This window comes from Carnobacterium sp. CP1 (assembly GCF_001483965.1).
Lineage (GTDB): Bacteria > Bacillota > Bacilli > Lactobacillales > Carnobacteriaceae > Carnobacterium_A > Carnobacterium_A antarcticum.
On the sequence record NZ_CP010796.1, the window covers coordinates 1876574 to 1903095 of the forward strand.

23 protein-coding genes, 4 pseudogenes and 1 other annotated feature are annotated in these 26522 nt (G+C 39.3%); of the genes and pseudogenes, 15 read left to right on the plus strand and 12 right to left on the minus strand.

All coding sequences use genetic code 11. From position 1 onward, the window contains the following. Positions 1-17 precede the first annotated feature (17 nt). From NY10_RS12980 to NY10_RS08830, 3 genes and pseudogenes are all read right to left on the minus strand, one after another. Complete coding sequence (locus NY10_RS12980; protein ID WP_442857136.1) at positions 18-311, minus strand: STAS domain-containing protein; 294 nt, start codon at positions 309-311, stop codon at positions 18-20. Beyond that, positions 312-1451: pseudogene (locus NY10_RS08825) on the minus strand (SulP family inorganic anion transporter); the annotation flags it as partial. It lies immediately after the preceding gene. A 199-nt stretch (positions 1452-1650) separates the two neighbouring features. After that, the gene (locus tag NY10_RS08830) at positions 1651-2562 is read right to left on the minus strand and encodes a 1,4-dihydroxy-2-naphthoate polyprenyltransferase (RefSeq protein ID WP_058919624.1); all 912 of its coding nucleotides are present in this window, start codon (positions 2560-2562) and stop codon (positions 1651-1653) included. Positions 2563-2886: 324 nt separating this feature from the next. Between NY10_RS08830 and NY10_RS08835 the strand changes: the two genes are divergently transcribed. From NY10_RS08835 to NY10_RS08860, 5 genes and pseudogenes are all read left to right on the plus strand, one after another. After that, positions 2887-3705, plus strand: a complete 819-nt coding sequence (locus NY10_RS08835) for a serine hydrolase (RefSeq protein WP_058919625.1) — start codon at positions 2887-2889, stop codon at positions 3703-3705. A 44-nt stretch (positions 3706-3749) separates the two neighbouring features. Beyond that, positions 3750-4628 carry a C40 family peptidase gene (locus tag NY10_RS08840; RefSeq protein WP_082664278.1) on the plus strand — a complete coding sequence of 293 codons (879 nt, stop codon included), beginning with the start codon at positions 3750-3752 and terminating at the stop codon, positions 4626-4628. Between the two features lie 45 nt (positions 4629-4673). Continuing rightward, a complete protein-coding gene (locus NY10_RS08845; protein ID WP_058919627.1) occupies positions 4674-6356 on the plus strand; it encodes a peptide ABC transporter substrate-binding protein in 1683 nt (560 codons plus the stop codon). Between the two features lie 270 nt (positions 6357-6626). Further along, a pseudogene (glpK, locus tag NY10_RS12455) lies at positions 6627-8122 on the plus strand (glycerol kinase GlpK). A 91-nt stretch (positions 8123-8213) separates the two neighbouring features. Continuing rightward, positions 8214-8945, plus strand: a complete 732-nt coding sequence (locus NY10_RS08860; protein WP_058919629.1) for an MIP/aquaporin family protein — start codon at positions 8214-8216, stop codon at positions 8943-8945. 88 nt (positions 8946-9033) lie between these two features. Here the strand turns inward: NY10_RS08860 and dhaM are convergent, their stop codons facing one another. The 3 genes from dhaM to dhaK are packed head-to-tail and all read right to left on the minus strand — an operon-like array spanning position 9034 to position 10997. Continuing rightward, a complete protein-coding gene (gene dhaM, locus NY10_RS08865) occupies positions 9034-9408 on the minus strand; it encodes a dihydroxyacetone kinase phosphoryl donor subunit DhaM (RefSeq protein WP_058919630.1) in 375 nt (124 codons plus the stop codon). After that, a complete protein-coding gene (dhaL, locus tag NY10_RS08870; protein ID WP_058919631.1) occupies positions 9401-9988 on the minus strand; it encodes a dihydroxyacetone kinase subunit DhaL in 588 nt (195 codons plus the stop codon). Before dhaL ends, dhaM begins: the two co-directional genes overlap by 8 nt. 19 nt (positions 9989-10007) lie before the next feature. Beyond that, a complete protein-coding gene (gene dhaK, locus NY10_RS08875) occupies positions 10008-10997 on the minus strand; it encodes a dihydroxyacetone kinase subunit DhaK (protein ID WP_058919632.1) in 990 nt (329 codons plus the stop codon). A gap of 258 nt (positions 10998-11255) precedes the next feature. Here dhaK and NY10_RS08880 point away from each other — a divergent pair, with 258 nt between their 5' ends. From NY10_RS08880 to NY10_RS08895, 4 genes are all read left to right on the plus strand, one after another. Further along, positions 11256-12374, plus strand: coding sequence for an FtsW/RodA/SpoVE family cell cycle protein (locus NY10_RS08880; RefSeq protein ID WP_231726723.1), 1119 nt, complete (start codon positions 11256-11258; stop codon positions 12372-12374). Positions 12375-12548: 174 nt separating this feature from the next. Then, positions 12549-13589 carry a DUF7309 domain-containing protein gene (locus tag NY10_RS08885; RefSeq protein WP_058919634.1) on the plus strand — a complete coding sequence of 347 codons (1041 nt, stop codon included), beginning with the start codon at positions 12549-12551 and terminating at the stop codon, positions 13587-13589. Between the two features lie 185 nt (positions 13590-13774). Next, positions 13775-14467: an NAD(P)H-dependent oxidoreductase gene (locus NY10_RS08890; RefSeq protein ID WP_058919635.1), complete on the plus strand. Its 693-nt coding sequence runs from the start codon at positions 13775-13777 to the stop codon at positions 14465-14467. Positions 14468-14477: 10 nt separating this feature from the next. Continuing rightward, a complete protein-coding gene (locus NY10_RS08895) occupies positions 14478-14660 on the plus strand; it encodes a hypothetical protein (protein WP_058919636.1) in 183 nt (60 codons plus the stop codon). 214 nt (positions 14661-14874) lie between these two features. Here NY10_RS08895 and NY10_RS08900 read toward each other — a convergent pair whose 3' ends face one another. Then, positions 14875-15639: an IclR family transcriptional regulator gene (locus NY10_RS08900; protein WP_058919637.1), complete on the minus strand. Its 765-nt coding sequence runs from the start codon at positions 15637-15639 to the stop codon at positions 14875-14877. 704 nt (positions 15640-16343) lie between these two features. On the opposite strand from NY10_RS08900, the gene NY10_RS12810 reads away from it, so the two are divergent. From NY10_RS12810 to NY10_RS08920, 6 genes and pseudogenes are all read left to right on the plus strand, one after another. Further along, entirely contained in the window at positions 16344-16505 is a 162-nt protein-coding gene (locus tag NY10_RS12810) for a hypothetical protein (protein ID WP_231726724.1), read from the plus strand. Beyond that, positions 16506-16670, plus strand: a complete 165-nt coding sequence (locus NY10_RS12815; RefSeq protein WP_231726725.1) for an MFS transporter — start codon at positions 16506-16508, stop codon at positions 16668-16670. It begins immediately after the preceding gene. A gap of 79 nt (positions 16671-16749) precedes the next feature. Continuing rightward, positions 16750-17193 (plus strand): annotated as a pseudogene (locus NY10_RS08905) (glycosyl hydrolase); the annotation flags it as partial. Positions 17194-17356: 163 nt separating this feature from the next. After that, entirely contained in the window at positions 17357-18526 is a 1170-nt protein-coding gene (locus tag NY10_RS08910; RefSeq protein WP_231726726.1) for an amidohydrolase, read from the plus strand. Between the two features lie 136 nt (positions 18527-18662). Beyond that, positions 18663-19853: an amidohydrolase gene (locus NY10_RS08915; RefSeq protein ID WP_058919640.1), complete on the plus strand. Its 1191-nt coding sequence runs from the start codon at positions 18663-18665 to the stop codon at positions 19851-19853. 87 nt (positions 19854-19940) lie between these two features. Beyond that, positions 19941-20585, plus strand: coding sequence for an SDR family oxidoreductase (locus tag NY10_RS08920; RefSeq protein ID WP_058919641.1), 645 nt, complete (start codon positions 19941-19943; stop codon positions 20583-20585). A gap of 460 nt (positions 20586-21045) precedes the next feature. Here NY10_RS08920 and NY10_RS08925 read toward each other — a convergent pair. From NY10_RS08925 to NY10_RS08945, 5 genes and pseudogenes are all read right to left on the minus strand, one after another. Next, positions 21046-21455: pseudogene (locus NY10_RS08925) on the minus strand (RidA family protein); the annotation flags it as partial. 490 nt (positions 21456-21945) lie between these two features. Beyond that, a complete protein-coding gene (locus NY10_RS08930) occupies positions 21946-23406 on the minus strand; it encodes an amidase (protein ID WP_058919643.1) in 1461 nt (486 codons plus the stop codon). Positions 23407-23545: 139 nt separating this feature from the next. Then, entirely contained in the window at positions 23546-24040 is a 495-nt protein-coding gene (locus tag NY10_RS08935; RefSeq protein ID WP_058919644.1) for a GNAT family N-acetyltransferase, read from the minus strand. A gap of 92 nt (positions 24041-24132) precedes the next feature. Beyond that, positions 24133-25395 (minus strand): tyrosine--tRNA ligase, encoded by a 1263-nt coding sequence (gene tyrS / locus NY10_RS08940; protein ID WP_058919645.1) that lies wholly within the window; start codon positions 25393-25395, stop codon positions 24133-24135. 63 nt (positions 25396-25458) lie between these two features. Then, positions 25459-25676 (minus strand) — a binding site (T-box leader). Between the two features lie 212 nt (positions 25677-25888). Next, positions 25889-26407 (minus strand): VOC family protein, encoded by a 519-nt coding sequence (locus tag NY10_RS08945; RefSeq protein ID WP_058919646.1) that lies wholly within the window; start codon positions 26405-26407, stop codon positions 25889-25891. Positions 26408-26522: the final 115 nt, after the last annotated feature.

The window sequence follows — 26522 nt, forward strand, 5'->3', positions numbered from 1 at the left end:
TTGTGTCAATCATGGAATTAGTCTAAAAAGTATCCTTTTAATTTTTCGACTAATTCTTGGCTTTGAGCATTCAAGCCTTCTATTTCAACCTGTTTATTTTGTGCTTTAAGTTTTTGGATTACTTTGATGATCGCTTCTACACTGGAATCATCCCAGATATGCGAATGCGTAAAGTCCAAAATAATCAAATCTTCTTGAATAGGTTCTGCGAAAGCTTGTGTAAAGTCATGAGTAGAAGCAAAAAATAATTGCCCATGAATCTTAAAACGATTATTTTCTTTTACAACATAGACTAAAGAGATTTTCGTCATAAAGACTATAGCACTTAAGACAACTCCTGCGATAATTCCGATGGCTAGATTATGTGTGTAGACAACGATTCCTACAGTAATCAGCATAATAGCTCCTTCGGTGATGTGCATCGTTTTGAGATACTGGAAACTTTTCCAATCAAATGTGGCAATAGCGACAGTGATCATAATTCCAATTAAGGCTGCTGTAGGGATTTGAATCATCAGTCCTTTTAAAACGACGATTAAAAACAAAAGAAAAGAGCCGGCCGCAAAAGTCGACAAACGTTTTCGTCCACCTGATTTAACGTTGATAACAGCTTGTCCAATCATGGCACAACCAGCAGGACCGCCTAAGAAACCAGTCACGATATTCGCTAATCCTTGTGCTTTGACTTCGCGCTGGTTATCGCTTGTTGTATCGGTCATCTCGTTGATCAATGGAGCGGTCAATAAAGATTCTACTAGACCAACGATCGAAAGAGCTAATGCTGTCGGGAAAATAATTCTTAAAGTTTCAAAATTTAACGGAATGTTGGGAAACGATAGGCGTGGCAAAAGGCCATTCATATCGCCCATATCCCCTACTGTTTGAATGCCCATAGGAAATACGATTGAGCACACGGTCATCAAAACAATGACAATCAGTGCAGGAGGGATTGCTTTTGTGATTTTGGGAATTAAATACATTAAAGCAATAGTGACTCCGGCCATTAGGTAAGTCCATTGATTTCCGCCAACCAATTGTTGGATTTGAGCAGTAAAAATCAGCAAAGCTAACGAGTTAACAAAACCGAGCATAACGGGTTTTGGAACAAAGCGCATCAATTTTTGAATGCCTAAGTAACCTAGAATCAATTGAATGATCCCAGTTAAAATAGTGGCTGCAATCATATACTGTATCCCATGATTCTTGATCAGACTCACCATTACCAGAGCCATAGAGCCAGCAGCAGCAGAAACCATCGCTGGGCGCCCGCCAGTGAAAGAAGTCACCAGTGCCGTTGTAACAGATGCAAATAAAGCAGTCATAGGGTTAACCCCAGCAATAATGGCAAAACCAATAACTTCGGGTATTAAAGCAATAGAAGTAACCATTCCGGCTAGGAGATCATTTTTGACATTTCCCAACCATTCTTCTTTTTTTATAGCAATTAACATTATTTCATTCCTTTTCTTTAAAATTTTCAGTTTATTCAACTTAGCAGCAATACAGATTTCATTATAGCCAAATGCAGATAAGATAGAAAGGTGTAGTTGCCGGCACCTTGATATTTTCTTAGAAAATAGACAAAACAGCAGCATCAAGGAAATAGGAACTGATTTTATCTGACAAAGCCGTTCAGAAATGCTATGTCCTTTAAAATAAATAACTAATGAGTAACCCAGCAGTTAACAAGAACCCAAAGAAGGTAGTGGTCAGAGCAGTTGATTTCATTGCTATGCGCATATATTGCGGTTCAGTATACCCTCTAAGAAATCCTTGAATGGCTTCGAACGGTTTTTTCACCGTTAAGAAAACAATAAATGCCCAAGGACTGATATATCCCGACGCAACTAGAAATACGATCCATACATATGAAACAGCGAATGCAATAGATAACACAATGATTCCTTTCTGATCTCCAAGAAGAATCGCTAATGTTTTCCGTCCACCTTTACTATCTTCTTCGATATCGCGGATGTTATTGGACAGGTTGATGGCACCAACTAGAATCCCGATTGGAATAGAAATCAAGAGGCTTTGAAGAGTGATGGTCTGTGTCTGAATAAAAAAAGCAATCAATACGAAACCTATTCCCATTGATAATCCAGAGAATAATTCTCCAAAAGGAGTATACGCAATTGGGAATGGCCCGCCAGTATATAAATAACCGATGGCCATCCCCAGTAAACCAATTGCTGCCAACCACCAACTGCTGTTCATACAAATGTATACACCAATAAAAGCAGCTAGAACGTACAATAAAAATGCTGTTGTTAATGCGTTTTTCGGTTGTAAACTATGCCGTACGATGTCACCGCCAATTCCAGTAGAGTCAGCGGTATCCAGCCCTCGTTTAAAATCATAGTATTCGTTAAATAAGTTTGTTGCGATTTGTAGCGCTAAACAGGCAGCCATCATAGCAATAAATAAAAGCCCATTGATTTTTGATTCGGACATGGCTATTACGGTTCCTAAAATGACTGGAGAAAAAGTCGCTGTTAGGGTATGTGGACGCGTCATTTTCCACATCAGTTTTGCAGAGCTTAGTTCTTTTTTATCTTCCATAAAATTATTCAACTCTCCTACTTTAATAGATTCAAATTACTTGTATAACTGTTCTTATTTTCCGTTTCCTGAACCTTTCTTGCAATATACTTGGTGATGCTTCCTGGCAACAGTATCTTAATTATACTTCATATACAATGCGATTAGAGGCATTCAATACACCCGATTAGACAACGTCTTAGATGGAAACGTTTTATTTGAGTTGTGAAATGAAAAAATATTCATTATAATTAGATAAAAGTAATAAAACGCTGTTAGTTTAATGTGGAGATTTTATGAACGGCGGTGATGAACTAAAAAAGGTTTAAGCAAAGGAGAGCAGACATGGATTGGATGAAAGAAACAAAAAATTTGAAAGAAACATTTGCACCCTATATGCATTCTGCGTTATACATAACGGATGGAAAGCAGGTGTTAGCAGCAGATCAGGAAGCAGAATTGATTTGGGCAGCGAGCATCATAAAACTACCGATTTATTTATACTATTACGAAAAAGCGATTGAAGGAAAACTGGATTTGTCTGAAACGCTAACGCTGCCAGCTGAAGGGCGCGTAACCGGTTCGGGGGTCCTTCATTTACTGACGACGAAAGAGAGTTGGACAGTAGAAGAATTATTGCAGTTGATGATCGCTGTTTCAGACAATGAAGCCACGAATCAATTAATTCGTTACGCTGATTTGAAAACGCTTCAAAGTTGGATAAAAACCAAAGAATGGGGAGATGAAATTAAACTCAGACGGTACTTGATGGATTATGCTTCTGGTTTAATCAACGAAGTATCAGCAAGAGGCGCAGTTCAAGTCTTGCAAGACATCATCGCCTTGGGCCAGGCAGCCCCACTATGGAAGGATAGAATCGAAAAGCCTTTAGTGAAGCAGCAATTTCGTACCGGTTTACCAGGCGCTTTAGATGAACGAGAAATTCCTGTTTTAGAAATGCTGAATAAAACCGGTGAAGACAATGGCATTCGCCATGATGTTGCATTGTTTCGTTACCATGATCAAGAGTTGTTTATCGCAGCTTTGACGAAAGAAGGGCAAGAAGAAGCGAAAGCATACGAATGGATGCAAGAAATTGGCAAGCTTGCTTTTGAAGCCTTAAAAGCGGCTGACGCTCAGTCAAAGTCTATTCATTCAACGTGACGTGAGAAAAAGGAAACAAGGAAAGGCGGATAAAAGTGAAAAAAATGATAAATAAGAGTTCGGCTTTTTTGTGGTCCGATCATAAACCGCATGCCGTAAAAGAAAAGCTGATGCATCAAGAACGAAAAGCCAAATTCTATCAACTAACAGATGAAGAAGTCCTATCTTTATATACAGATCGGCTAGTAGATTCAGAATTGCTTTATGGTGAAATAGTCGATACAAAAGAAACGAGTGGAGCCTACACTAAAATCGTGGTGCCCGATCAAAAAAGTTCCAAAGATCAGGCTGGTTATCCAGGATGGGTGTTCACAAAAGATCTAAGTCCTATTCCTGAAGACTGGTCAGCGGAACTAGATAAAGCCGCCATTAAAAAATCAACAGCTCAGCTGAATTTTTTTGATATGGCATATGAAAAGCAAGAAATCTCAGTAGGAACGGTTTTTTCAGTCACTGAGGCAGACGAAAAAAACATTTATGTTCTCACTCCTGATGGTCCAGGCTGGATTGCTAAAGAAGCCGTTCAATTCCTCGGCCAATCTAGTCAGGATAGCGCTGAACAAATCATTTCTTTGGCAAAAGAATTTTTGCACCTACGTTATGTCTGGGCAGGAACGAGTGCTGCGGGGTTTGATTGTTCTGGTTTTGTTTATAGCTTGTATCGTGTTTTCGGTAGAGAACTGAGCCGCGATGCACACGAACAAGCTTTGGAGGGTACGGAAGTGCACTATTCAACTGCACAGCTAGGCGACTTGTTATTTTTTGCTTACGAGGAGGGAAAAGGCGCCGTTCACCACGTAGGAATTTACATCGGCGACGATCAAATGATCCATTCGCAAACACCTGGATCAAAAGTAATCATTACGACTATTTCTGGAACGAATTATGCAAAAGAATTGTGTACCGTCAGACGTCACTTTTGAATGAACTAAAAATCAGCAAACAGGATAAGGAAAGGGTGAATTAAGATGAAGAAAAGGTTAAAAGGACTTATTGGTGTAATAGGAGTTGGACTAGTTTTAAGTGCATGCGGGAATACGAAAGAGGCTGTTGTGAATGATTCAGCTTCATCGTCAACCAGTGACAAGAAAAATCTTGCTGAAAAACAAGAACTGCATTTAACTGCAGCTTCAGAAATACCTTCACTTGATACGGCTATTGCGACAGATTTGACAAGTTTTACTGTCATGAACAATATTTTTGAAGGACTGTATGAATTGGGCCCAGATGGCAAACCTATTTTAGGAGTAGCAGATAGTAAACCGTCCATTAGTGAAGATGGCAAAACATATACTTTTAACATTCGCGAAGACGCTGTCTGGTCAAACAATGAGGCTGTGACAGCGGATGATTTTGTTTATGCTTGGCAAAAAATAGTAAATCCTGAGACCGCTAGTGGTTACGCTTATATGTACGATGGGTTGATTCAAAACGCGACGGAAATCATCAACAGCGAAATGGAACCAGCCGAATTAGGTATTGAAGCCGTTAGTGAGAAAGAATTAAAAATCACCTTAGCTCAACCTACTTCTTATTTTGATCAATTGCTGACATTGCCTTTCTTTTTCCCTCAAAATAGAGCGTATGCTGAATCACAAGGTTCGGATTATGGCATGAGCAGCGAAAATTTGGTTTACAATGGTCCATTTGTTTTGACGGATTGGGTACAAGCGAGCAGTGTAGAATGGTCTTATGAAAAGAATCCCGATTACTGGGATAAAGAAGCAGTTTTACTCGATAAAATCACCGTAAGTGTCATCAAAGAAGTTTCAACGGAATTAAATTTGTATGAAAATGGCGATGTAGACATTGCTGTATTGAGCGGTTCTTTTGTCGAACAATACAAAGACGATCCTGCTATTGTTTCGACCTTGCAAGCTGTTTCGTTTTACATTGAAATGAATAACGTTAACAGTGGGGAAACGACGGAATTAAACAATCCCAATATTCGTATGGCCATTGCTTCAGCAATTGATAAAGAAGCCTATGTGGACAGCGTGCTGCAAGATGGTTCAGAATCCATCGATGGTTTTGTACCTGCTGGTCTAGCAGCCAATCCTAAAACAGATGCTGATTACCGTGAAGATGCTGGCAATCTGTTGCCTTACGATCTTGAAAAAGCAGAAACAGCTTGGAAAAAAGGCTTGTCTGAATTAGGAGTTGACGGGATCGAATTAGAATTGATCACTTCTGATACAGAAAGCTCAAAACGGTTAGCCGAATATCTGCAAAATGAATTGCAGACGAACTTGCCAGGGATGACAGTTAAGTTAAGAAGCATGCCGTTCTCGATGAAACTGGATACGGTCCGTAAAGGAAGTTACGATATGGCTGTTAATTCATGGGTTGCGGATTTTGCGGATCCCATCAATTATGTTGAACGATTCCATACCGACATCAACCGAATGAATTATTCTAATCCTGAAGTTGACGCATTGGTAGAAAAATCTAAAGCAACTTACGATAACGATGAAGCGCGTTGGAACACGCTCGTTGAGATTGAAAAAGTCGCACTTGGCGAAGATGCGGCCTTGGCGCCTTTATACCAATCTGCTGAATCTTATCTGCTGCAGCCTTATGTGCAAGATATGTACAAACGGGTTTTTGGTCCAGACAGTTACAAATGGGCTTGGATCTCAGCGGATAACTAAACCTTAAAAAAATCTTCTTTTCTTAATGAATCATTCATTAAGAAAAGGAGATTTTTTAGTCAGTGCAACAAAACCGATTTTTTTTATTGAAAAGTAGTCGGAAATTCAAACCATCGTATGTGAAAAACCCGTGTTATAAAGAATCAGAAAGTGTGGTGCGGGCTGAGCTTATCGCTTTACATTCTGTGAAATTACCCCTAAAGTAAAGATGCGTGAAAAATGTAAGCGCTATTAAAAGTCAGGAGGTATAGGAATGGAAAAAAATATATTATGTCAATTGATCAAGGAACGACGAGTACACGGGCCATCATTTTTGATAAAAAGGGACAACCGCTTTGGACATTTCAAAAAGAACTTCCGCAACATTTCCCTCAACCTGGCCGGGTAGAACACGATGCTAACGATATTTGGATCTCAACACTTTCAGTTATTGCTGGCGTACTGATTGAATCTGGGTTAAAACCACAAGAAATAGACAGTTTAGGAATCACTAACCAACGTGAAACGACCGTTATCTGGGATAAAAAAGCCGGGCAGCCGATTTATCATGCAGTCGTTTGGCAATCTAAACAAACATCTGGAATTGCCGATCAATTGATTGCTGACGGACACAAAGAAATGGTCCAAGACAAAACCGGTCTGATTATTGATTCTTATTTTTCTGTAACAAAAGTGAAATGGATTTTAGATCGTGTTGAAGGCTCAAGAGAGCGAGCAAAAGATGGCGAATTGTTATTGGAACGATCGATACTTGGTTGATTTGGAAACTTACGGGCGGCGCAGCACATGTAACGGACTATACCAATGCCAGTCGGACGATGTTATTCAATATTTATGATTTGGAGTGGGATAATGACATTTTAGAATTACTAGACATTCCAAAAGAAATGCTGCATGAAGTTAAATCTTCTTCGGAAGTTTATGGGCATACTGTGGCCTATCATTTTTATGGCGCTGAAGTTCCTATCGCTGGGATCGCAGGAGACCAGCAAGCTGCTTTATTTGGCCAAACTTGTTTTGAAAAAGGAATGGTTAAGAACACTTATGGGACAGGTGCCTTTATCATCATGAACACTGGTAAAGAACCCATCAAATCAAAAAATGGTTTATTGACAACGATTGGTTATGGAATCAATGGCGAGATCACGTATGCTTTAGAAGGCAGTATCTTTGTAGCTAGTTCAGCTATTCAATGGCTGCGCGACGGCATGCGGTTGTTTAGAGAATCGCCGCAATCAGAAGATTATGCAACGCGCGTAGATTCTTCTGAAAACGTTTATATGGTGCCGGCTTTTGTTGGTTTAGGAGCTCCTTATTGGGATCAAGACGCTCGTGGTGCCTTTTTCGGGATCACACGCGGGACGACAAAAGAGCATTTCATTAGAGCGACCGTAGAATCGTTAGCTTACCAAACAAGAGATGTCATCGAAACAATGAATAAAGATTCAGGCATCCAAACCAATACGATGCGCGTGGATGGCGGAGCCGCTAAAAATGACTTCTTGCTTCAATTCTAATCTGACATTTTAGGCACAACTATCGAGCGTTCAAAAGTTAATGAAACAACAGCTTTAGGGGCAGCCTACTTGTCAGGACTAGCAACAGGATTTTGGAAAAACCAAGAAGAAATTAAAAACTATTGGGAAAGCGGCGGAATCTTTGAACCTGAAATGGAAGAAGATCTTCGTGAAAATCTTTATGAAGGCTGGCAAGAAGCCGTGGCAGCAACAAGAGTGTTTAAACATAAACCATTAGAAAAAAAATAAATCAAACCTCATAACTTTTAAGGAGCAGCTTAAAAAGAGGGAGGACTACTATGCCGTTTTCAGCAAAAATAAGAAAAGGGGTTAGAACAATATGGATACATCAGTTTGGTTACAGATGCTCGGTGAGTTTATTGGGACATTAGTTTTGGTGTTGATGGGAGATGGCGTTGTAGCTGCCAACTCTTTGCGAAAGTCTAAAAGTGAAGGAGCAGGTTGGGTAACTATTGCACTAGGATGGGGAGCTGCTGTTACATTAGGGGTTTATGCCTCTAGTTTCTTGAGTCTGGCACATCTAAACCCGGCTGTATCAATTGCAATGGCTGTTGCAGGCGAATTTAGCTGGTCACTAGTTCTTCCATATAGCGTCGCCCAAATCGCAGGAGGGATCGTTGGAGCTGCTTTAGTTTGGTTGAATTACTACCCTCATTGGGAAGAAACAAAAGATCCTGCTACAATTCTAGGAGTTTTTTCTACAGCTCCTGCTATTCGGAACACCGTTTGGAATGTTTTCAGTGAAGTACTGGGAACCGCTGTATTGGTATTCTCATTACTTGTTTTTACTCGTGGCGACTTTACCGATGGATTGAATCCAATCGTTGTTGGTTTATTGATTGTTTCCATTGGTTTATCACTAGGCGGATCAACGGGTTATGCCATTAACCCAGCACGGGACTTAGGACCGAGAATTGCTCACCAACTGTTGCCAATCAAAAATAAAGGCGATTCAGATTGGGGCTATTCATGGGTTCCTGTAGTCGGCCCAATTATTGGCGGAGTTATCGCAGCGCTCTTATATCTTTTAATTCCGATCACACAGCTATAAGCTTTTATTAAAGACCACAAAACAGCGCCTCTCCTTGATTGTTAAGGAGAGGCGCTGTTTTGTGGTCAATGATTCTCTTGGTTTTTTCTTATTTTACAACTAAGGCTTTCAATTGCTCTTCGATAGCGTCAAGAGGCGCTTCTGCTTGTAACAATGCAGAAGCCGTATACGCTCCTTCAACAAAAGCCGCATCATAAAGCGTGACTGTTTTGTCAGATGTTTCAATCGCTAATTCTAAATTCATTTTAGCACTGCCGAGATCATAAAAAGCTAAAATGGTTTCTTCTTCGAATGACTGTAAAGCAGCTTCAATTTTTTCAAAGCTGGTTCCCACTTCGCCTTCAGAAGTTCCACCGGCACTTTTGATCGAAACTTCTTTAGCAACTTCATTCACTAAAGTGGCTACGCCATCTGCCAAACCTTCAACGTGTGAGACCAATAAAACACCATACTCTTTACTCATCATAGACACCTGCTTCCATCATGGTTTTGAAAAGGTAACTGCTGGACATAGCGCCTGGATCGATGTGACCAATAGAACGATCTCCTAAATAAGATGCCCGTCCTTTTGTCGCTTTCATGTCGATGGTTTTTTCTACACTTTTTTCAATCAGTTCAGTGGTTAGATTTTTATTTTTGACTGCTTCAATCACAGGAATCCATTCATCCACCATCGTTTTTTCGCCTGCCATAGCTTTGCCGCGTTTTTGAACGCCTTCCAATCCAGCTTCTAATAACACAGCCAGATCCTCACTCTCTTGACTCGCTTTAGCCATGCTGATGAATGCTGAACCGTATAAAGGACCCGAAGCTCCGCCAACTTTGCTGACAAGGGTCATACCGGTCAACTTCAAGAGATCGGTTACGTTGTCCGGTTCTTTGACTGTGAGAGCTTCTTTCAAAGCAGTTGCTCCACGAGCTAAATTATTGCCATGGTCGCCATCTCCGATCGCAGTGTCCAATTCGCTTAAATAAGCTTTGTTTTCGAGCAGTTGTTCAGTAAAAAGAGTCATCCATTTTTTCATATTTTCAAGATTTACCATTTATTTTTCCATCCTTTCTCTACCAACTAATCGTTGTTACTGGAGCGTTTAAATAGTCTAACCAACGTGAGTCTTCAAGTTTAACTAAAGTCAGCGACAATCCTTGCATATCGATTGAAGTCATATAATCTCCGACTTTTCTAAAATCAATGTGTAATCCTTCTTCAGCCAATAAGTTCCTTACATCGTTCATAAAAACAAATTGTTCCATTAAAGGTGTGCCGCCCATACCGTTTACCAAAACGGCATACTGATCGCCATTTTTCCATTGAAATTCTTCTTTCAGACGCTCAATCAATTCTTTTGCTAATTCTTTTGAAGGTTTTATTTTTTCTCTTCGGTAACCAGGTTCGCCATGGATGCCTACCCCAAACTCAATTTCGTCATCAGCTAATTCAAACCCTGGTTTGCCTACTTCTGGAACAGTGGCAGCTTTTAAAGCCACACCGATCGATTTGATGTTTGGAATCAGTTTATCGGCCAGTTCTTTGACTTCAGCCAACGTCAATCCTTGCTCAGCAGCGCCGCCTAAAATTTTATGAACCAATACGGTACCAGCTATTCCTCGTTTTCCAGCAGTATATGTGCTGTCTTCTACAGCGACATCATCGTCAACGATGACAAATTCAACAGGAATATCTTCCATTTCAGCTAGATCTTTTGCCATATCAAAGTTCATAACGTCTCCAGAATAGTTTTTAATAATCAAAAAGACGCCATGGCCTTCATCGCTGGCTTTGATGGCTTCAAAAATTTGATCGGGTGTAGGAGAAGTGAAAACCTCGCCACAAACGGCAGCAGAAAGCATTCCTTTTCCAACAAAACCTGCATGGGCAGGTTCATGGCCGCTGCCTCCACCGCTGACCAATGCAACCTTATCGTTGTGATCTACTTTACGGTGTATAACCGTCGTTTCAGGCAGACGTTCAACTAAATCTTCATAAGCAAACGCGAGCCCCTCGAGCATTTCATCTAAAATATCTGCGGGATCGTTAATAATTTTCTTCATTAATAAAACCCTCCTATAATTTATTTCAAAAAGCTGCTACACTTTTAGTATAAACGTTTTCATAGTTAACGACAAATATAAGTAATCAAGCAACTGATAAAAATTTTTGGCTGTTTTAATGGAATAAAAAACCAAAAAACTGAAAGCGTTATTTTGTGTTTTACATTTTAAGAACAACTATGATACAGTCATAGAGAATATGGGATAAAGTGCTATTCTGTATGGTTTAAGAAAGCAGGTGAATAAAAAATAAAAAGATTGGATTATTATATTGTTGTTCCTTATTTTTTATTGCTTTTTATAGGAGCTTTGATGGTTTATAGTTCCAGCAGCGATATTTCGCTTGTTTATACAGGATGGAATGCTGCTTACTTTAGAAACCAGTTGGTGTATATCTTTATCGGTTTGATTGGCTTGATCGTAACGTTTAATTTAAAAATCAGCTTTTTGAAAAATAAGAAACTGCTAGCCTTTTTACTCGGATTGATGTTTTTTCTTTTAGTGACCGTACTTTTTTCTGAAAAAGTAAATGGAGCTAGTCGCTGGATAAGAGTAGGATCCTTTAATATCCAACCTGTTGAATTAACGAAATTGATTTTATTATGGTATACAGCCTACATACTTTCCCGAAAACAATATTTCATAGAAAAAAACTGGATACAAGGGATATGGCCGCCTTTTGTGGTTTTATTTCTGGCTTCTTTGCTGATATTATTACAACCCGATGCTGGCAGTATTGCGATCATTGGTTTGGTCATCACCATTCAAGTGTTTTCAAGCGGTATGCCTTTTCGTATAGGAATCATGAGCAGCGGTGCATTTATTGCATTGATCGCTGTATATACCCGTGCAATATATTTATTTGGAGATAAAGTGCCCGGAATGTCTGATTACCGATTGGAACGATTTGCCGCTTTTTGGTCGCCTTTTGAACTAGCAGAAGGAGCAGGTCTGCAATTGATAAATTCTTACTACGCTTTATCCCGTGGGGGTTTAACGGGTGTGGGATTAGGAAAGAGCGTGCAAAAAACAGGCTATTTACCAGAACCGCATACTGATTTTATACTATCTGTGATTGGCGAAGAATTAGGGCTGCTAGGAGTTGTCTTTATTTTAAGTCTATTGTTCTTTTTGATCACTAGGATTTATTACGTTGGAATTAAAAGTACAGATACGTTTAGTTCGCTTATTTGTATTGGAGTTGCGAGCTTGTTGCTGATACAAAGTGCTATCAATATTGGAGGAGTAGTAGGGTGGCTTCCCATCAGTGGTGTGACCTTGCCGTTTATGAGTTATGGCGGCTCCAGCATGATCGTCTTATCGATTTGTATTGGGATGGTGTTAAATGTCCAGAAAAAAGAGCGGAAAAGTTCATAAATTATTTATATCAAAGCGATAAAAATAAGGTGAATCGAAAAAGAAAAATAAACCTATTCTGATAGGTTTATTTTGGTATACTAGCACTATAAAGTGAGATAAGGGAAAACGTGAAAGTAACTGGAACAAACATCAAAAGGAATAAACTAAAACGTTGAAGAAAGTTGGGAACGAATGGAGCAGCAAGAAGAGCGTTTGTTTTCATTAGCTAAACAGTTATATGAAGCCAATTTTTGGGAAGATTATTGGGATAAAGATTTAATTGCCATTCAATTGGCCAATCGAAGTGAGCCAGTATTTGTTTCCGTGCTGGGCAAAATCGATCAAAATTACGGTTTTTTATTTTATCGAAATTTAGAAGAGTTATCTTACTTTTTTGAAACGGTGAAACGTTCTCAATTCAGAGAATTTCGCTCTTTAATGGAAATCCTTCAAACAAAAAAATGCCTTTCGCTTGAATACGATGATCGCACCAATTTAAGCAAAACGGATTATCAACGAATCAAATCAAGCAACGTTACATTCAGAGGGAAAATGGCATGGCCGGTCTTCATCGATTATTGCCCTGGTTACTGTCCTTATCCTATGAGAGAAGAAGATACGCCTTTAATGATCGACTTAATGGAAAAACTATTGCCGACAGCTCTTGATTTTCGTAAGAAGCTTGTCGTTTGTGCAGAAGAAAGAAGCGCTGTAGAAATTTTTCTTCGAACGTATAAAAAAGATGGAAGCTATGAAGATGGCTTGCTGGTCTTGCCCGAGGTGATCACTGAAGGACTGAACCTAGCTAAAGAAGAATCCTCTATTTTAGTAACGAATTTTGAAATGAAGCGTGTTGATACACAAAAATTTGTCCCTTCTGTCTGGGAGCTGGATATCGATTTTGTAGGTGCGGCAATACACCCAGATACCAATGAGCGGCCTTATTTTCCAAGTGTTTTAATCGTTGTCGACAGCGAAAGCAGTCAAGTGATTTGCAGCGAACTTATCAAGCCGGAAGATATTGAAGGAGTCCAACGGCTTTTGATTCAATTGATATTATCAGAGAATGGCAAACCGCCAAAAATCGTCGTCGATGCCAATCACTATTTTCAAATTGCTAGTTATTTGGAAAGTGTGTTGAATGAATTAGGCATTGAATTAGTTCCCATCCAAAAACTGCCGATGATTTCTGTTATAAAAGAAGATATGTTGGATTATTTTAAAGAACAATAATCAAAAGCATCCATTATTAATGAGGCAGCTCATAGTAATGGATGTTCTTTCTTATCTAAAAATAAAGCTAAAGAAGCATTAGGCCAAACAGTTGGATTCTTATTAAAAAGTGTTACTATTAAAGAGGAAGCAACCCAAGGTATAATAAGAAAAATAAAAAAACGAAAAGAGGCGATAGATAAAAAATGAAAACATTAGTCATTCTTTCTCATCCTGATATCAAAGAATCAAGCAGCCAGCAGTACCTGCTCAGCTCTGTGCCAGAGGATTCTGATGTTACGCTTCATCATTTGGAGCAACTGTATCCCGACTTTAAAATTAATGTCGCAAAAGAACAGGCTTTAATTGCTGCCCATGATCGAATCATATTCCAATTTCCATTCTACTGGTATAGTTCGCCGGCTTTGCTTAAACAATGGCAAGATGAGGTATTGACAGAAAATTTTGCATATGGAAAAACAGGGCAGATCTTGCAAGGAAAAGAATTTGGTTTGGTCCTGTCAGTCGGTATACCTGAAAGAGAATACCAAGCTGGCGGAAAAGAAGGATTCAGTATAAATGAATTGACAAAACCTTTCCAAGCAATGGCTCGAAAAACTGGAATGTCTTACCTGAGACCCTTTACGATTTATCAATTTGCTTATATGACAGAAGAGCAAAAAATGAATGTACTGATTGAGTATCAACTTTATCTTTCTCACGAAAATGAAACGAGCTTAGCCAGCCGTGAAAACTGGTTTTTGGAACAATTAGGAAAAACAAATTTGGCTGCATCGGGTTCGGCAGACGCGGATAAATTAGCGCATATAATCGAAATCATTGAAGAAAACCGTGACACCATTGATGATTTAAAATTATCTTTAGAAGAAATGGAATAGGAGAATAGCAATGGATAAAGAAGAATGGGCAGTGTTAGAACTTGATTCATTGTTTGCTGACAGCCAGGACTATAAGCAAAAAGCGCTGTTGAAAGCGACAAGTCAGCTGATCAAAGAACAATTTAAACGTATTCGCCAAATGGAAGGCGAACTGGACGGGAAACTCTGGAGCCCGAGCAACTGGGGAGAATAAACGGAGTCCTGATATTTTTATGCCAGTCTCCAAAAAGAATAGAGTTCTATGTTAACCTTCGAAAGGATATCCTTTCGAAGGTTTTTTATCGGTTATTGTCAGAATTGAAAGCCTTGTTTTCATTTTTTTGCACAAAAATAGGTGTTAGTGATTTTTATTCACTAACACCTACTAGCGTAGAGTCACTATTCTATATCTGAACTGTATGTTGATTTTAAAAGTGTCCTAACAAATTTGAAATTTTGTGAGTCGTTTCAATGATTTTTTTGATATAAAGTGGTTTCATCTCAATATCTGTACTAGGAATGGATACACTAATTGCACCAGCAGCAGCATCTTTATAGCTCGCAAAAGAAGCTCCCACACAAACAATGCCATACTCGTTTTCTTCATTATCCAAAGCGTAACCTTGTTGGCGGATGGTTTCGATTTCGGCTAAAAAGCTGTCAAAGTCAGTAAAAGTATGGGTCGTTAACTCGATAATATCTGTATTATCCCAATATTCTTTGATTTGTGCATTCGTTTTAGTTGCTAAAATAGCTTTACCAACAGCAGTGACGTACATAGGTGCTTTTTGGCCGATTTTTGAACGCATTCGATTTTCGTTATCGCTTGGATCATGTTTATCAATATACAAAACTTCTTGATTGTCTTCAACGACTAAATGAACCGTTTGATTTAATTCTAAAGATAACTGACGAATCATGCTTTTTGCAACATTTAGAAAATCAATGTTTTGGACGCGTCGATTTCCAATTTGAAATAGTTTTAAAGAAATACGATAATGTTTTGTAGTAGGTTCTTTCTCAATATAACCGTTTTCAAGTAATGAGTTGACTAAACGATGAGTTGTCGCTTTATGGAGACCAACTTTTTCGCTGATTTGCATCAAACTAAGAGTATCATAATTTGAAAGGGTTTCAAGTATTATAAGGGCTCGATCAATAGTCTGAACTCTAACTGGTAAATTTGCAACCATAGTTTTTAACATCCTTTTATTTTAAAATTAGATTTCACGATATGAAACTAACTGTACTAAGCAAATCAATTATAGGGGGAAAAAGCTAAAAGCACAAGTAATAAAAAACCTGAATTGTTTACAAATCATTTTAAGACGGCCGATTTACGAAGAGAAAATAGTTATGTCTTTAGTAAATAGATAAAGCGCTCGCAAACAATGGTACAAAAATAAGTTGTTTTATAAGCTTTTCTTTTTAAAACAATGAAAGGGATTACAACTCAATCAGCTCGCTTTTTTTTAAAATAAGCTGCGAACCACTCTGTCTTCGCCAACCATTACAAGACAATTTATTAACGAAAGAGTGGTTGACAAGGATTCAGAGGCTCGTTATAACAAAACTCGTATTGCAAAATAAAGTTTCACTAAGTGAGGCTTCGGCGGTTTTAAAAAGTTTAATCTTTTTCAATCTGATTTCTGCCAAATTTAACTATAAGCAAAAGAAGAGGCGAATCAGGTTTGTTTTAAATTGCAATTGAAAGCGATTTATGAAAAGGCTATCTAGCAAAAGATGCGGATTTTTATACTCTGAATAAGCAAGTTACATTTTATAAATGCTTCTCAATGTTAGTCAATCAAGGACGTCGGAAAATGATGAAAACGTTATAGCCAAAAATGAAATCGCTTTTATAGAAGAAAAGTATTGAATAGATGTAGTGCTTTTTATGGTTTACATATATACAAGAGGGGGAATAACACAGAATGGAAGAATTAAAGAAAAACCGACTGTAAATACATCGACTGTAAATGCAAAATCAGGTTTAAAAGAAAAGATAGCTTATGGTACAGGTGATTTGGGAAAGGGGTTAATGTTCCAAATGGCATAAATGTATTTACTAAAATTTTATACAGATGTTTTAGGAATTTCTCCTTATTGGGGCGGAATGATTTTTCTAGTTACGAAATTCGTCGATGCAGTTACAGATGCTGGGGTTGGAACTTATGTCGATTCGCGAACCAACATTGGACCTAAAGGCAAATTCACCAGTTAGAGTTCAGACTATTGATCGAGCTCTTACAATACTTGAAACCCTTTCAAATTATGATACTCTTAGTTTGATGCAAATCAGCGAAAAAGGCGGAATTTACGAAGCCGGATCTGATGTTGCTCAAGCGATCACGGAAGAACTAGAAAGCCGCGGCTATAAAGTAACGTTAAACGATGGTTCGACACGTGTTAAAGGCAAAACATTGGACTATCGTAATGAGGTCGACTTAGCTCTAGAAATTGCTGGTGTCATTGGTTACGGTGCTCAAAATAACTACCGCATTCAATGGAAAACAGCAATGTCTAACGAAGTTCCTTGGTTCGTATACGAAGTGCCAACAGTCTTTGCTTCATTGAATTTCACAACTCATCTGCATGATGCAACAATGGTAAAAACATATATCAATACATACCATGATAACGATGAAAATATCAAACAATTGATTGATAAACTTGAAGGGAAATCCGAATTTAAAGGAACTCTAAATGAAAATGTTTGGGCCAATAAATGGCAAGCTAAACTATAGAATAAATCAATTTTAAAAGAATATTTCTCTTTATGAAGAAGTGCGTCAATTGACTGTGACAGTCTGTTGGCGTGCTTTTTTATTATTTCAGTAATATCGATATATGCGGTATAATTTAGAAAATCAAAAAGAAGAGAGGACGTTTCGTTTGAGAGAAAAGTTAATGGCTTTATTAGAAGAACGCCAAGATGAAATGATTGAGATCAGACGGTATTTGCATGCTCATCCAGAACTGTCGTTTCAAGAAAGCGAAACAGCGGCTTATATAGCTAAATGGTATGAAGGAAAAAAAGCCCTTGTTCAAACGGAAGTCGGAAATGGCCATGCGGTTGTAGTGACTATCAAAGGTGGAAAACCAGGGAAGACAATCGCTTTACGAGGAGATTTTGATGCTTTGCCGATTACTGAAGAAGCCGATGTTCCTTTTAAATCGGAAAATCAAGGAGTGATGCATGCTTGCGGCCATGATGCTCATACTGCTTATCTATTGGTTTTAGCGGACTGCTTGATCCAATTGCAGGACGAGATTCCAGGAACGATCAAAATCATTCATCAACATGCTGAAGAAAAGCCTCCAGGCGGTGCAAAAAGCATTTTAGCAACAGGAATTTTGGATGACGTTGGCACAATTTTTGGCATCCATATTTTTCCAAACAAACCTGCTGGTGAAATTTCATACCGCAGCGGATTTGCGATGGCCGGCAGAACGTATTTCAAATTAAAGATTCAAGGTGTGGGCGGTCATGGTTCATCGCCGCATAAGGCTAATGATGCCATTGTTGCTGCTTCACACTTTGTAACAGCGGTTCAGACAGTGATCAGCCGTCGCTTAAACCCTTTTGATATAGGAGTTGTAACGATTGGCTCATTTGATGGAAAAGGAACATTTAACGTGATTAAAGACAGCGTGGAACTTGAAGGCGATGTTCGGTATATGACAGATGAAACTCAAGAGATGCTTGAGCGGGAAATAAAAAAAATCGTTAAAGGAATTGAAACACTGTTCGGAGTAACTTCTGAATTAACGTATACAGCTGACTATCCTCCGCTTTGCAATGATCCAGCAGTTACTGAACAAGCGATCAGCTACTTGGAAAAAGGCAAAGGGGACTACTTAACGCGCATTTCTGAAAGTGAATTGTTATCAGGTTCTGAAGACTTTGCTTACTATCTTGAAAAGATCCCTGGTAGTTTCTTCTATATTGGCTGCGAACCAAAAGGCATTGAAGAAGCTTATTTCAACCACCATCCTAAATTTACGATTGATGAGGATTGCTTAATTGTCGCAGCTAAATCGGTTGGCGAAATTGTTTGCGGTTATTTCGGTATTTAAACTGAGCCTGACCCTGTAGTCTTTTTTGCACTATTAAATGGAACAGTAAAACAAACAGAAAACGCTTTATCGAAAATATGCTATAGTGAATAAAAAGAAGAAAAAATTGTGGTGAAAACTGGGCGGAGGAGTTCACATGAGAGAAAAACTGATGACGATGTTAGAAGCGCGCAAAGAAGAAATGATTGCGATTCGCAGACATTTGCATGCACATCCTGAATTGTCTTATCACGAAGAAAAGACAGCAGCGTATATTGCCGATTTTTATCAAAGAAAAGCTGTTGATGTTCAAACAGACGTTGGTGGAAATGCTGTTATTGTCACCATTAACGATGCATCCTCTGGCGATACGTTAGCTTTGCGGGCAGATTTTGATGCACTGCCGATTGAAGAAGAAACAGGCTTACCATTTGCCTCAACGTCTCCAGGAGTCATGCACGCTTGCGGACACGATGCACATACGGCTTATTTGATGGTCTTGGCGGATTGCTTGATTGAATTAAAGGCAGAGATTCCCGGAACTATAAAGGTCATTCACCAACATGGGGAAGAAGCTCCACCAGGCGGTGCTAAATTCATTATGGAAACGGAAGCTTTAGCAGACGTGGACCACATCATTGGTATCCATGTTTTTCCTGACCGTCCGGCGGGAGAAGTCGCTTATCGAAGCGGAGCAGCCATGGCTGGCGGCACACAATTCAAATTGATTATCCAAGGAGTTGGCGGTCATGGTTCGTCACCGCATAAAGCCAACGACGCCATTGTTGCAGGAGCCTATTTTGTGACTACGCTCCAAACGATTCTCAGCCGGCGTGTCAATCCTTTCGAAGCAGGAGCGATCACTGTTGGATCATTTGATGGAAAAGGGTCTTTCAATGTGATCAACGATGCCGTTACGCTTGAAGGCGATATGCGTTATATGACGACAGGTTTATTCGAGGTACTGAGCAAAGAATTGCATCAGTTAGTAAACGGATTAGAAGAATTATTCGGCGTTCAAACAACATTGACTTTGTTTGAAGGGTGTCCGCCTGTCTACAATGACCCTGAGTTGACCAGCAGCGTAGTTGATTACTTAACGACTGGTATTGGAGACTACTTGACTGATGTCGTTGAATCTCCGATGCTGACTGGTAACGAAGATTTTGCTTATTACACACAAAAAATACCGGGTTGTTTTTTCTATATTGGCTGTCGGCCAAAAGGCATTGTAAACAACGTTGTTTATGACAATCATCATCCTAAATTTGATATAGATGAGGAAGCGATCAGTGTTGCAGCAAAAGCAGTAGGGGAAGTTGTTTGTGGTTATTTTGGTATTGAATAATTTTTACATTGATCATAAGATTTGGTTTTACTGATGTTCTTTAGTAGGCTTAAGTAAGCAACAAGAATGGAAGGAGACAAAGTGCACATGAAAGTACTAGTCGTTGGAGCAAATGGACAGATTGGGGAAAAAGTGGTCGATTTACTGCAGGAAAGCCAAGAACATGCCGTACGGGCTTTGGTTCGTAAACAAGAACAAGCAGATAACTTTTCTGCTAAAGGAATCGACACTTATTTAGGAGACTTAGAAGGATCCGTTGATTCCCTTGCAGCAGCTATGGAAGGAATCGATGCCGTAGTTTTCTCCGCTGGGTCAGGCGGAGCAACAGGTTACGATAAAACCATCCTGATTGACTTAGATGGAGCCGTTAAAACAATGGAGGCTGCTGAACAAGCAGGCGTCAGCCGTTTTGTGATGGTCAGTTCCATTCTTTCAAATACGAGAGAAAAATGGGCTGAAGGGATGAAACCATATTATGCAGTGAAACGGTATGCAGACCAAATCTTAAAACAAATGGACTTAACGTACACGATCATTCGCCCTGGAGCGTTGAAAAACGAAGCAGGAACTGGCAAAGTCAATCTAGCTGAACACGTCACACCAGGTTCGATCCCACGAGAAGATGTAGCAAAAGTAGTGGTTGCCAGTCTGGATAATAAAAAAGCAGAAAATCAAGAGTTTGATCTGGTTTCCGGCGAAACGCCTATCGAGAAAGCCTTCACGCAACTTTAAAACAGATAAAAAAAGAGAAAGTCCGCTGAAAACACAGCGGATTTTTTTATTCAACAAAGATACATTTTGTATTTTTACATTAGCACTAAAAAGCGGTAAAGTTGTCCTGAAAGTGTGAATCCGAGACGAACTAAGATAAAAAAGAGATGAGTTTGTCCCGAAAATATAGAAATAGACAAACGGTCTTAGAAAAAGAGCGCGTTTGTCTATAAATTTAAATTACACAAAGAAACTAGATGAGATTGAACAAACGAAGTCAGTTACTTTCTTTGTGTCAAAGTTTCTGGCCTAACCAGCTGAAATCTCGATACTTTTTCATCTACGCTGTTAAAAAACGAAAGCAGTCTCAATGTTTATTTGAGACTGCCCTTTTTATGATTAAGATATGTGTTTTCGGATTCATCGGCGGCATTAACCAGTAACTTTGATAGTTCCTGTAGTTACAAATAAAGGCCTGTTATGCTACTGGAGGTGTTCCTTCAGTATTTGACACAACTACATCAATTGCACCAAAGCATCCATAGGCAAAGCTGAATATGCAACTGTTGTCCGTGCAGGAATACCGCTTGGGAAGAATGTCGCATAAACTTCGTCTACAGCATTACTATCTGCAATGTTTTTAAGGAAGATAGTTACTTTTACTACATCGTCCATAACATGGTCGACACTTTCTACAATGGTTTTGATATTTTTTAAGCACTGTTCAGCTTGCTCTTTTACACCACCAGCTACCATTTTACCAGATGTTGAATCGATAGGTAATTGAGCTGAAAGATGATTGTAATGAGAAAAAGCTACCGTTTGTGTAGATAGAGAACTTTTTGGTGCATTTTCTGTATTTCTTGCTAGTACTGCGTTGTAGCCACTCATTATAGTAATCCCCTTTTAATTAAAATTTTTAATAGATAGGTTTATGGACTCAAGTTTCAGCCGAGTTATACTAAGGCTTGATTTCTGCTGCGAACTTTAATTAGCAAACTATAAAACGGTTACATAAGTGAAATTGTAACAAACTTACCTAGCTTTGACTACCTGTTTCTGGAGATAGCCATTTATAATGGATATAAAACAAGAATTGATACACGTACCAATGAACTGAACCACATCAAATAAGAAATCATCTCACTAAAGTACGGTTCTGTTAGAGCCTTAACGTAAAGATGTTTAACGAATAAAGAGGGAGTGAGACAAAAAGCGTTTAGACCCGAATCACTGGAACGAATAAGCGCAGTATGGTCACAGACCATCGAGCATTATTCGTGAAGTGGACGTCGGGTCTGCTTTTTGGAACACGTTCTAGAATAAACATTTGGATATGCAAATGAGGATGAGACTTTTGTTTCATCCTCTCTTTATCAATTTAGGTGAATAAACCATCTTGTTCCATTTCTTGGCCAATAGCCAGCAGCCAATCTTCGTTGCCTTTAGGGGCAGTAAACTGAACGCCGATCGGCAGTCCGGAGTTAGCAGATAAATGAACCGGCAAGCTGATAGCAGGTTGTCCCGTTAAGTTGGCTTGTTGAGTGAAAGGTGTAATGTCTAAACTTGCAGCAAACATATCCCAGACAATTTTTTGCTGGTCTTTTGCATTCATTTCCGTAACATGATGCATTCGTTCAAACTGTTCATCCGTTTGAAGTTTAGCATCGACACGCGGAGCAACATCAGCTGTTGCAGGAGTCAGATACAAGTCATAAGTTTGATGGAAATCAGCCATAACTTCTGCAGCCGTATCCCAAGCAGCGATGCTATTGGAATAAGTGCTCGCTGAAATAGATTGTCCGGCATTGAATAAAACCCAAGTCATCAGTTCCATGTCTGATTTCGTAACGGGACGCTGCAGACCTTTTTCAATGTTGGCAAACATAGCAGCTGTTTCGCCTGAATTCATGATGTAGTAACTTTCCATCAAAGAGACTCCGTCAATGGCTGGTTTTTCTTCAACCACTTGATGGCCGTTTTGTTCGAGCCAACGAACGGTTTTTAAAACCGCTGCTTTTGCTTCATCGCTGACCGGTCCGTGAACGGGCGATACCAGTGAATAAGCTACGCGAAACTTTTTCGGTTCAGAATCAGCTAATGCATTCAAATAGCCGCGTTCAAAAAGCGGGGTTTGAAAAGCAGCGCTTTGCTGGACGGTTTGTAAAGCATCCATCATGGCAGCTGTATCGCGAATGGTTTTGGTTAAAGCAAAGGAAATGGAAGCTCCTTGCCAGCCACGTCCAACTCCAGGTCCGATCGGTGTTCGTCCACGAGTCGGTTTCAATCCTACTAAACCGGTAAAAGAAGCCGGGATCCGAATGGAGCCGCCGCCGTCGCTAGCACTAGCAATGGGCACTAAATCAGCAACCACGCTAGCGGCTGCTCCGCCACTAGAACCGCCTGGCGAATAGGCTGTATTCCAAGGATTGCGGGATGGCCCGTAGAGTGTCGGATCCGTAATGTTTTTAAAAGCAAATTCTGGTGTATTGGTTTGGCCGATCACAACAAAACCGGCTTTTTCTAACGCTCGAACAAAGTGACTGGTTTGTTTAGAACGGTTGTTCTGTAGCAAACGAGAACCTGAGGTGCTTGGTTCGTCTATTTGATCTTGTCCGATGCCTTTGATAAGGATGGGCTGTCCGCCAAATAATGTACTGGAAAAATCTCGTTCTGCAGCTTCTTTCAGCGCTTTTTCTTTACGCGTATGGGTAACAGCATTTAAAATAGGATTTTGTGCTTCGATTTTTTTGAAGGCTGTTTCAATCAACTCTTGTGGAGAAACATCTTTTTGATGAAGTTTTTTTGCAAGAGCCAATCCGTCTTCTTTTCGGTTAAACATAGTATAGAGCCTCATTTCTTAATTCTGTAATGAATTCAGTTTAGCATCACAAGTCTAAATATTGAATGGAGAGACAAAAAGAAAGCCGGACAAAAGCCGTTAATTGCTAAAGCGAACGGTTTAAAAGACAGTATTGTTTTTATGGCAGGCGATATTCCATAATGTAATCATCCATGACATAACCATGACCGATATCCGCTACTTGCTCCTCAATGATCTTAAAGCCTAATTTTTTATAAACAGCGATAGTAGGGTGATTGAATTTATTGACCGTCAAAAACACCGTCTTTTTATTTGCTTCATTTGCTGTGTTTTTTAGCTTTTCAATAAGCTCTTTTCCGATTCCATTGCCGCGGCTGCTGCTTTTTAAATAAAGTTTGCTCAGAAAAAGCTGCTCTGCTGACAAGGCATATGAAAGATAGCCGATGGCTGTTTGATGGCTTTCAACTAAGAAATAAGCTTTGCCATCCAGTATTTCTTGGTGAATAGCGGCTGCGGATTGCAAATGAGTCAGCATATAAGCGACTTGTTCTTCGCCTAAAATCGCTGTATAGTGCTCTTCCCAAATTTCTTTTGCGAGTTGAGCGATCAAATCAGCGTCTTCTTGAGTAGTAGCTTGTTTAAGTTGGGTCATATAAATCCTCCTTAATTGTTTTAATGGATAGAAAAGCAGCAGAAACAAAGAGCGTTTCTGCTGCTGAACCTGTTAGAGAAAGTCCTTTAGCTTTATACCAATTTTACTAAGAAATATTTTTTCTTTCCTCGGCGGATCAAAATAAATCGTCCGTCAAAAGAATTTCCAGGAGTTACGACAGCATCGACATCGGTTACTTTTTCCCCATTCATTGAAAGGGCGCCGTTAGTGATGTCTTCACGTGCTTGGCGTCTAGAAGGTTCGATACCGACCACATCTACCAACCATTCAACAATGTTGCGTTCTTCTTTAAGAGCTTCGAAAGTCGGCATATTTTTGAATCCTTCTTCGATTTGACGAGCCGTTAAACTTTTTACATCACCAGAAAAAAGTGCAGCAGTAATTTTTTCTGCATCTTCTAAAGCTTGTTCGCCATGAACAAACAACGTCATTTCGCGAGCCAATGTTTTTTGAGCTTCACGTTTATGCGGTTCGGTTTCAACTTTTTCAGCCAATTCGCCGATTTCATTTTCGGTTAAGAAAGTGAAGTATTTTAAGTATTTAACGACATCGCGATCGTCTTGATTCAACCAGAATTGATAAAACTCATAAGGCGTTGTTTCTTCAGGATCTAACCAAACAGCGCCGCCAGCAGTCTTGCCGAATTTGGTACCGTCAGCTTTTAGCATCAGTGGAATCGTTAAACCAAAGGCTTGGGCTTCAGAACCTGCTTGCTTGCGAATAAACTCTAGGCCGGCTGTAATATTGCCCCATTGATCGGCTCCGCCAATTTGTAATTGGACGTCTTCATGTTGGTACAAGTGCAAATAATCCATAGATTGCAGAATTTGATACGTAAATTCCGTAAAAGAAATTCCGGTTTCTAATCGACTGGCAACGATATCCTTAGCTAACATGGTGTTGACGTTAAAACTTTTTCCGATATTGCGTAAAAAATCCAATAAAGTTAAGTCTTTAGTCCATTCTAAGTTGTTGACTAAACGAATAGATTTTTCATTTTTACCGGCATCAAACAATCTTTCCATCTGAGAAGTTAATTTGTCAGCATTCTTTTGAACTTGTTCTTTTGTTTGTAAAACTCGTTCTTCTGACTTTCCGCTCGGATCGCCAATTGAACCAGTTGCTCCACCAATAACGATAACGGGGCGGTGACCAGCTAATTGGAATCGTTTTAAAATCATAAAAGGAATCAAATGTCCTATATGCATGCTGCCTGTTGGGTCAATACCGCAGTAGACGCCAATTTGTTTTTCAGCGATAAGTTTGCGCAGCCCCTCTTCGTCAGTTTGTTGGTTGATGGCGTCGCGCCAAGTTAATTCATCAATAATATTCATTTTTTTAAGCTCCTTAATACATATTTTTAGACAAAAAAACCCGATGAAAAGGTTAGACCTTTTCATCGGGACGAAATTTTTCGTGTTACCACCCAATTTGCCGACAAATTTCAGTGCAAAATTTGTTGACCACTCATTGACTGTTAACGCCAGTAAGACGCTTGAGATTAATCAAGTTACTCCAGAGTGTAATTCGTAAAAAGACTTGTACTAGTTTTCATCAGCCACTAGCTTTCTATCAACAGAGATCTTTTACTACTGTGCTCGTTCATTGTAATGTTTAGTATGAGATTGCTTTTAGTATAGTTAACAAGCAAGGGTTTGTCAATTGGCAAATCAACATAGTGTACCAGAAAAATAGAGCTTAAAAGCGGATCAAATAGTTTTGAGATACCAAGAAACTCAAATAGACAAACCTGTTTATTTACATACACCAATTAATAGTTAAAAACTCAACCTGTCATTCAATGGATTTTGCTGACTGCTTAAAGCGTTATTTAGGTGGTGTCCATCGTTTAGCTTGGCTGTCAGCCGGATAATTTATTCCTGCTGGATAGCTGATCATTTCAATCAACATACCCCAAGGAGCTTGACCATACACAAATTGGTTTCCAGAACCGCTTTCGGCAGAAGAAGATAAATCATTTGGTTTGGACAATAGTTTTCCGCCTGCGTCAGTGAATCGTTCAGTTGCTTTATCGATGTCGTCCACATAAAAAGCCACATGTTGTAAGCCATAATCTGAAGCAATGACTGGTTGTTGCTGCGCAACATTGGCAAACTGGAACAGTTCAATGTTGGCACTGTTTCCGACCGCCAGCATCCGAATGCGCATTTCTTTTGTTCCAGGTTTGAGCCCGAGATTTTTTTCTACTTGTTTGCCTGATTTCGGTTCATCTTCTGCTGATAAATTATCGTAAATAACCTTAGCAGCAAAAGCTTCTTTAAAAAAATTTGTTGCTTGTTCCATATCAGGAACGGTTACCCCAATGTGATCGATTCCGCGTATCATTCTGTATCCTCCCCTAACATTTTAAAGTAAAGCTACTTTATCTCTAGTATAGTCAAAATAAAGCGAGGAGAGGTGTTTTATGCTTAGAACAGTCTCTGATTTAAACCAAACCAAT